This is a genomic window from Rhodococcus sp. SMB37, assembly GCF_004345605.1.
Lineage (GTDB): Bacteria > Actinomycetota > Actinomycetes > Mycobacteriales > Mycobacteriaceae > Rhodococcus.
This window is the reverse complement of record NZ_SLVY01000038.1, coordinates 1-7,326: the sequence shown is the minus strand read 5'-3', so window position 1 is coordinate 7,326 and position 7,326 is coordinate 1. Positions and strand designations below refer to the sequence as shown.

Below are 7,326 nucleotides of genomic sequence, written 5' to 3'. Positions count from 1 at the left end.
CGCGGCGCTCCCCCCGACGCTTCGCGTCGGGGAACGGGGCGGGTCGCTGCGCTCCCCACCAGGGAGCCGCTGCGCGGCTCGACGGGGGCACCGTATCGTTGCCGTCGCCCGCGTCGCTGCGCTCCGCTCGAAACCGAAATTGTACACGCACCAACAGATTTCAATGTCACCATCAGTGCATCACCGGTAAGCACCGAGAGACCGGGGCGCGCTGCGCGCGCCGTGCACACCACCACAATGCCGCTCTCAACCCGTCCCGATGTCATGCACCCATCATACCCCACCACACCCCCATGCACCAAGTATAACTAGCAGGCGCCAAACACGAATACTTAATAATTTCAACATGATACGCCGATTCATAGCACGTACCATACGCAAATCAGCGGTATATCACCGCACCACAACATCATTCAGAAATACATTGCAGCCCAATATAATTCAAATCACCCAAACAGACAGCGCCGCCGGTCCCAACCCGCCCGCCGCACCCCCACACGAAGCCGGCCACCCCACCAGGACATGCCATCACCCCAGGTCACAACACACGCCGACCCCACGCCACCGACACCAAAGCGTGACGACACAACACACACACTACCTGCGATAAACACAACAACACCCCCACTTCATAGGACACACGATGAGAATCAACACCTCTACACCCACCCGAACATTCGCCGCAGCCGCTGCAACAACCATCGCGCTGCTCGCCGGTGCCTGCGGCGGAAACAACAACGACCAGAACGCCGACCAAGACGCCCAATTCGACCAGCGACTCGCCGCCGAAAACCTCGACGTCGAACCCGGGTTCGCCCGACAACAAGCACACAACGCATGCACAGACCTCAACGAGACCACCGACGACCCCGCCAACGTCGATCCGTTCGAGGTGTACGGCATCGCCCAACGAATCGCAGTCCGCACCGGCCTGTCTGAAGACAACGCCGCGAAAATCGCCGGACTGGGCATCGACATCTACTGCCCCGAATACAAAGCAAGCTGGGAACGCTGAACACACACCCAACCACCAACTTCGGTCAGGGCCCCCGCATACGCTCCCCCCGTGACCACAACCCCCACACAAGAAGCAATCGACGAAGCCGGACGCCTCACAACATCCCGCCTACTCCGCACACTCGGACCAATAGAGAACAAACGCGCGAACGCCGGCTACCCAATCCATCCGCACAGCAGCCTCGCCTCGACCATGAGCGGATGCCCGGCCTACAAGTCGGACACAGCATCGACCGTGCGCTCCACCGGTATCAGTATTGCCAGTATGGGGGGCCGAATCGGCGGCCGGAGTGAGGTCGAGACACGTCAGCAGATCGTTCCAAAGCTCGGTCACCGCCGAGTGTAAATGAACCGCTCTCAAATGAGAGCAATATTCTTCCTATTTGGTGGCGAAGCCCTGTGAGCAGAACGTCCATACCTCGTCGGCTGTGATCGGGTGTGCAGTGGCCTCGGCATCACCGCTCGACTGAGCGATGAACATCACGGTCTGCATGGTCATCGCAGCGGCGCGCCGCGCGTTGAAATCGCTGCGCAGCATGCCCGCCGCGGCGACTTTCTCCATGAGTTCGGTGAACAGTGAAAGCATCGACGCGTGCGCCACCTTGACCTCGGTGGGGTGCGTGAGCAGCAGTTGCGGCGCGAAGTCGGTGAACAGTGGGCGTTGCGCAGTAGGGTCGGGACGTGATGATTCGAACAGAAGTTCGACTGCCACTCGAAGTTGATCGACCGGATCATCCTCGCCGGCTGCGGCCGCCCTGATCTGATCGGCAGAGCGGCCGAGTGCGTCTTCGAACAGTGCGAGCAGGAGTTCATGCTTGCCGTCGAACTGCAGGTAGAAGCTGCGCAATGACTGTTTCGAGCGGTCGACGACTTCCTGGACCGTGAAGTCCGTGCTGCCCTTCTCGGTGATGATGGCTTGGGCGGCATCGAGGAAGCGCTGGACGCGCTGCTCGGCGCGGAGCTTCGCGGGCCGGATGGATCGCTCGACTGCACGCTGCTTCCATGCTGGTTCCTCGCTCGGGCCGGTCACTGCGCGAACTGCCCGTTGTTGCGTGAGGCAAACATGTGAGCACTGTACCGGAGAAGGGGCTTACCCTGGGATGGTTACCTGTGAGTCATTTGACGTGAATGAGACTATTACTTTCTTGTGAAGAGAATTATATTATCGAATTGTTTGCACTGCAGCTTTGGCAGAGAGGTACGTCGGAATGCTCTTCGAGTTCGACTCCGATCAGCGACTGTGGCAGGACACCGTCCGTGACGTCACGGCCAAGGAATGTCCGTCCACGCTGATCCGCAATATTGTCGACAGCAGCGCCGATCCAGGGCTATCGACGACCGAAACCAACTGTGCTGTCGGTCGAGTCGTCCCCGACCCCGTTGTGCACCAGCTGGCGCGCCGGGGAACGGGAACGGTGGACACAGACCCCGCCCCGCTATCCGATCGTGCCCGGCCCGGGCTGGCGGGCGTCGATCGAGTTCGCGCTGCGGCACCCACGCGGTCTGCAGATCTGGGATTTTGCGCAAGCCCCGGTCGAGATGATCCGGCCCTATTTCGACGGCGCGCAACCCGGCTTCGTGTGGCGGGCAGTGCCCGACCTGCAACGGATCCTCGGCCGGTTCGACACCGAGGCGATCGGCTACGTGCTCGCCGCGGTGCATTCCAAACCGGCCGGCCACATCGAAGCGTTGCTGCCGGTCGAAGGCAGCGAAGTGACGGCACTCATGGCGCAGTGGTGCACTCGCCGCACCACCCGCACTGCTGCACAGCAGTGGCTGCAGCGACACGCCACGACCGCGGCGCACGATCTGACCCCGGCCGCGGTCGGCAAACCCGGCCTGCAGCGAACGGCCGCGGAAACCGCCCTACTCTATCTGCAGAGCATCGGCCATTGCGGCGACATCCGTTCGGCTGCAGCCGGGTACGGACGCGAGGCAGCCGAGGTGATCGACACGTTGCTCACCGCCGATCCCTTGTTGCGGCTACCTGCCCGGATGCCGACCCTGCCGTCGTGGCTGCGCCCGGAATTGTTGCCGGCGATCCAGCTGGACGGCGACGACAAGGCGCTGCCACTCGAAGCTGCCACGAATCTGTGTCTGATGGCCGCATTGTGTGAGCCGGATGTGGTGTATGCAGGCTTCGAGCAGGTGATCGGCGAACTCGACGCGGTGACACTCGCGCAGTGGGCGCGTGCGGTGTTCGAACAGGCGCCACGCCGGATATCCGCCAACGCAGGGATGGTGCGCGCTCGGGGTTCGTTTTCCGCTGGACGGGTGCGGATCGTCCTGGCCCGAGTCTCCACCCGCGATCAACACCCCGAAGCGCAGGACGCGCTCCGCGCGGCCGGGTGCGAGCAGGTCTTCACCGACACCGCCTACGGGGTGCCGGCCCACCGGCCCGGTCCGGACCAGGCACTGCTGGTCGCCCGACGCGGCGATCAGCTCGGTCACCCGGCTCGACCGGCTGGGACGGTCGCGGGCGAACCTGATCGAACTCCCGCAGCGTGTGACAGGACCGCTGGCATCGATCTGGTGGTGCTCGATCAGGGGTCGCGACACCTCGACCGCCCGATGCGCCTTCCTCGAGCTCCGCCGACGCGACGGACCTGCCGGTGCGCAGACCGTCGATCACACCGGATCGAGCGCCCCGGACTCGCCGCGACCGGGAACCGGAGCAACGAACCGGCCGCCGCCTGTCCTGGTTCCACAAGACGACATCGGCGCCCGGCTCGGGTTGGCCCGACACGCCGAGCAGCGCGCGTGTCTATGCGAGCATGAAGGTCATGGCCGACATCGAGGTGCGGGTGCTGGGTGAAGCGGACTGGCAGGTCTATCGCGACCTTCGGCTGGCGGCGCTGCGGGAGTCCCCGGGTGCCGTTGTCGCCGCCGACGAGGAGCAGTCCCGCGACGACGAACAGGGCTGGCGGGAGCGGATGCGCAGTATTCGTCTGCTCGTGGCCGACCGCGCCGGGGAGGCCGTCGGGATAATCGGCCTGGGTGTCCACGCACGGGACGAGCAGGCCGGGGAGATCCTCGGTGTGTGGGTCGCCCCGCAGGCACGCCGAAGCCGCGTGGCGTGGGACCTGGTCCGGGCGGGCGCGGAGCATTCCCGTGCGCAGGGGCACCGACGTCTGTACTTCTGGGTCGGCTCGGACAACGGCTCGGCCGTGGCGTTCGCCAGCGCGTTCGGCTTCCGGCCGACCTCCGACCGGCGACCGGCACGCGGAACCGACGCCGGTGACAGCCCGGGCGAGGTCGCGATGGTGCTTTCGCTCTCGGTCGACCCGGGAAATCCGCGGCTCCCCTGACCGGCCGGCGACCGGCCTGGACAGGCGCGGTGTCGGCGGTGCGTCCATAGGGCGTGGAGACTGCTGAGGTGCACGACCGGCACCCGGCACACACCGAGGCCACAGCCGGCCGTCGCACCGATCGGCGTCGGTGTGCTACGCAATCCGGAAGCGGTCGTCGCCGAACTCGACCTCGATGCGGAGCGTGCCGCCGACCGCGTCGACGTAGCGACGGAGCGTATCGAGCCGCACTCGCTCGAGGTCACCGCGCTCGATGTTCGACACCCGGTTCTGCCCCACATTCAGCCGTTCGGCCACATCCTGCTGGGTCAGGCGACGCTCTTCCCTCAGTTCCTTGAGTCGGTAGGCGCGGACCTGGTCGAGCATCCGGGCCTTGTGCGCATCGACCGCGGCCCGGTCCACGGGCCGCGTGGCGAGCATGTCGTCGAGACTCTCGGTCATTGTTCTCATTTGCCTTCCAGTCGGTTCAGATGCGTGTCGAAGCGCTCGTCGGCAAGGGGTATGTTCACCCTGAGATCCAATTCGCTCTGCTCCCCTCGGGGTGAGTTTCACGACCCGGCCGTTGTGAAGAGGCTCAGCGCCCACGGCGAGGAAACGACCCTGCCGTTCGGTAAGACCGGTGCGCCGACCAGCGTGGACATCGATGCCGACGGAATCGTCTACATCCAACTTCGGCGCGGATTCCTTCACCCCGAACGTGACCCTCGGTCCGCACAGCGTGGCACTGCCCGCCTCGGGCCATCGGCGCCGGCGCCACCGTCGGACCGGCCTCACTGGTGATGCGCGGGGACCGGGTCCCCGACTCGACCCGCCGGCAAGGCAACCCGATCGCACCGCAGCCCGAACTCGGCCGATAAGCACCGGTGTCCACACCACGACGGTCCATCGGTTCCGCAGTCGCCACCGAGTGTGGCAGGTTTGAATGTCCTCGCGATGTGTGCGGCGCCAGATGGGTGAGGTCGACCGGGCCGCGAGGATTCACGACTCGCGCGCAACGAGGGATCGGCCCGTATGCTCGGCGTCGTCGTGACGCGCGAAACGACGAATCGAACAGTTGCGAGAAATGATGACACCCCTTCGGTATCCATCCAGAGCGAACGGGAAGACCTATGTCTACCAATCCTGACCCCAAAGGTGGACGACGGCGACGGTTTTCGGTCGGAACACGCGTGAGAACCCCGCACTCCCTCGACACGGAACTCCCCGCAGATCAGTGGCCCCTCGCATCAGGTGTGATCATCGAGGACTTCGCCGGCTCCGGTCGTCTCGACCCGAAAGCCTACGGACGCGACTGGGCGCTCCCCCGGCGATGGGCGATCGCCCTCGACGACGGCAATCTGATCTTCCGCGACAGCGAAAACCTCGATGACGAAGACCCCGACACCGAACTCGTCTGAACCGGTGGGGCCAGAGCACGTCCGCAGGCTGATGGTGGCGGCGGCCACTGCCCGTAGCGCTTTGGCGCCGCTAGCAGAATCAGACTGAGTCAAGCACCGGCGAGGGCGTTCTGGTGACGCACCGCGGCTGCGACCAGCTCGCGAAGGTCCGGCCGGCCGACGTCCCCACGCCGGGTCACCTCGAGGCTGCGCATCGAGAGCGTTCCGGAGACCTGTTCACCGCCTGAGGCGGGCAGAGTCACTGCGGGTGCTGCGCACCACCAGGTCATCGGCCGTGCGGGAGCGCACCGCCACCATCAACCAGATCAAGGCCATGCTCGTCGCCGGCCCCGCCGCCCTCCGGGCCTGCTACCAGGGGTTGAGCAACAGCAAGCTGACGGCGAGGCTGTTGGCCACACGCCCGTCTCGCACGCCCGTGACAGCGGAGGAGGCCACGCGGTATGCCCTGCGCATCCTGGCGCGGCGCTGGCAGATGCTTGCGGAGCAGATCCAAGATCTCACCGCACATCTGGACCGGCTGCTGGGCGAGCACGCGCCGGACTTGATGGCCGTCTTCGGCACTGGCCCCGACACCATCGCCCAGCTGCTGATCACCGCCGGAGATAACCCCGAGATGCTGCACTCAGAGCCAGCGTTCGCGGCGTTGACCGGCACCTGCCCGATCCCCGCGTCCTCAGGAAAGACCAACCGACACCGACTCAATCGCGCCGGCGACCGGCAGGCCAACTCTGCGCTCTACCGCATCGCCATTGTCCGGATGCGATATGACCAGTCCACCCGAGAGTATGTCCAGCGCCGCACCGCTGAGGGCAAGACCAAGATGGAGATCATCCGCTGCATCAAGCGCTACATCGCCCGCCAGCTATATCCGCTCATCCGCGACACCCTGCAACCCCTGCAACAGGTCCTTGCGGCTTGACAAGCGTCTATAGGAGTGTCCGAGTTGTTTTGGAGGAAAGAGAATTTGGCGCGCATCACGATCGAATACCTCCACGGAACGGAATCACCGGCGCAGATCCGTCAGTGCCCGGAACTGTAGATGAACAGGTGTGAGCTGCGCTTGTCGTGACTCAAAACGACCGTCACGGTATCAAAGGCTCCCTCCGATGGGTACTGAGTCGTAAGTGATCCGGGCGCGCATATGTACCCGAGCGGACTCCAGCTGCCCGTAGACGCCGCATCACAGTCCACTGGTTGCATTGCCGGGTAGGCCGGGTTGGCGGCGGCCACTGCTCGACCGTCTTCCAGTTCAGGAGGCCCCTCGAACCGCGCTGCTCGTGCAGGCTCTCCCACAAACTCCGAGTACTGATACGCCTGGCCGAACTCAAAGCCACTCGGCACAGTGAAACCGACAGCCTGCAAGACCTCGTTGATCGTGTCCTCGTCAAGGGACTCGCGCTCACCGACGGCGAACGATCCGCAGGAAACCACAGCAGCAACTACGACGCCCAGCGCAGAACATATCGCCCAACGTCGCCTCAAGATCACAACTGCACCCTATGAGAGGACCAGGGTGCCGTCAAAGTCTTCTAACATGCGGATGACCTGGGGTTTTGCATGGTGACACGCCGGAGAATACGGATGCGAGTGCGGGCACAGCGCTC

8 protein-coding genes and 1 pseudogene are annotated in these 7,326 nt (G+C 64.7%); 6 read left to right on the top strand and 3 right to left on the bottom strand.

The window, feature by feature from the left end:
• Positions 1–643: 643 nt before the first annotated feature.
• A complete protein-coding gene (locus EV641_RS28950) occupies positions 644–1,015 on the top strand; it encodes a DUF732 domain-containing protein (protein WP_132476955.1) in 372 nt (123 codons plus the stop codon).
• 381 nt (positions 1,016–1,396) lie between these two features.
• Here the strand turns inward: EV641_RS28950 and EV641_RS28945 are convergent, their stop codons facing one another.
• The gene (locus tag EV641_RS28945; protein WP_132476953.1) at positions 1,397–2,047 is read right to left on the bottom strand and encodes a TetR/AcrR family transcriptional regulator; all 651 of its coding nucleotides are present in this window, start codon (positions 2,045–2,047) and stop codon (positions 1,397–1,399) included.
• Between the two features lie 178 nt (positions 2,048–2,225).
• Between EV641_RS28945 and EV641_RS30070 the strand changes: the two are divergent.
• The 3 genes and pseudogenes from EV641_RS30070 to EV641_RS28930 form a co-directional block, all read left to right on the top strand.
• Positions 2,226–2,342, top strand: a pseudogene (locus tag EV641_RS30070) (acyl-CoA dehydrogenase); the annotation flags it as partial.
• Between the two features lie 25 nt (positions 2,343–2,367).
• Complete coding sequence (locus EV641_RS28935; RefSeq protein ID WP_132476951.1) at positions 2,368–3,795, top strand: hypothetical protein; 1,428 nt, start codon at positions 2,368–2,370, stop codon at positions 3,793–3,795.
• A gap of 5 nt (positions 3,796–3,800) precedes the next feature.
• A complete protein-coding gene (locus EV641_RS28930; protein ID WP_132476949.1) occupies positions 3,801–4,325 on the top strand; it encodes a GNAT family N-acetyltransferase in 525 nt (174 codons plus the stop codon).
• A gap of 135 nt (positions 4,326–4,460) precedes the next feature.
• On the opposite strand, the gene EV641_RS28925 is transcribed toward EV641_RS28930, so the two are convergent.
• Positions 4,461–4,766, bottom strand: a complete 306-nt coding sequence (locus EV641_RS28925) for an XRE family transcriptional regulator (RefSeq protein ID WP_132476947.1) — start codon at positions 4,764–4,766, stop codon at positions 4,461–4,463.
• A 728-nt stretch (positions 4,767–5,494) separates the two neighbouring features.
• Between EV641_RS28925 and EV641_RS28920 the strand changes: the two genes are divergently transcribed.
• Positions 5,495–5,722, top strand: a complete 228-nt coding sequence (locus EV641_RS28920) for a hypothetical protein (RefSeq protein ID WP_241997542.1) — start codon at positions 5,495–5,497, stop codon at positions 5,720–5,722.
• A gap of 89 nt (positions 5,723–5,811) precedes the next feature.
• Here EV641_RS28920 and EV641_RS29360 read toward each other — a convergent pair whose 3' ends face one another.
• Positions 5,812–5,964, bottom strand: a complete 153-nt coding sequence (locus EV641_RS29360; protein ID WP_158289238.1) for a hypothetical protein — start codon at positions 5,962–5,964, stop codon at positions 5,812–5,814.
• Positions 5,965–5,969: 5 nt separating this feature from the next.
• On the opposite strand from EV641_RS29360, the gene EV641_RS28915 reads away from it, so the two are divergent.
• Positions 5,970–6,641: a transposase gene (locus EV641_RS28915; protein ID WP_199233424.1), complete on the top strand. Its 672-nt coding sequence runs from the start codon at positions 5,970–5,972 to the stop codon at positions 6,639–6,641.
• Positions 6,642–7,326: the final 685 nt, after the last annotated feature.

Excerpts from the sequence above, each read along its gene's own strand:
- EV641_RS28950 (WP_132476955.1), top strand. The coding sequence starts at position 644 with ATGAGAATCAACACCTCTACACCCACCCGAACATTCGCCGCAGCCGCT.
- EV641_RS28930 (WP_132476949.1), top strand. The coding sequence starts at position 3,801 with ATGGCCGACATCGAGGTGCGGGTGCTGGGTGAAGCGGACTGGCAGGTC.
- EV641_RS28925 (WP_132476947.1), bottom strand. The coding sequence starts at position 4,766 with ATGACCGAGAGTCTCGACGACATGCTCGCCACGCGGCCCGTGGACCGG.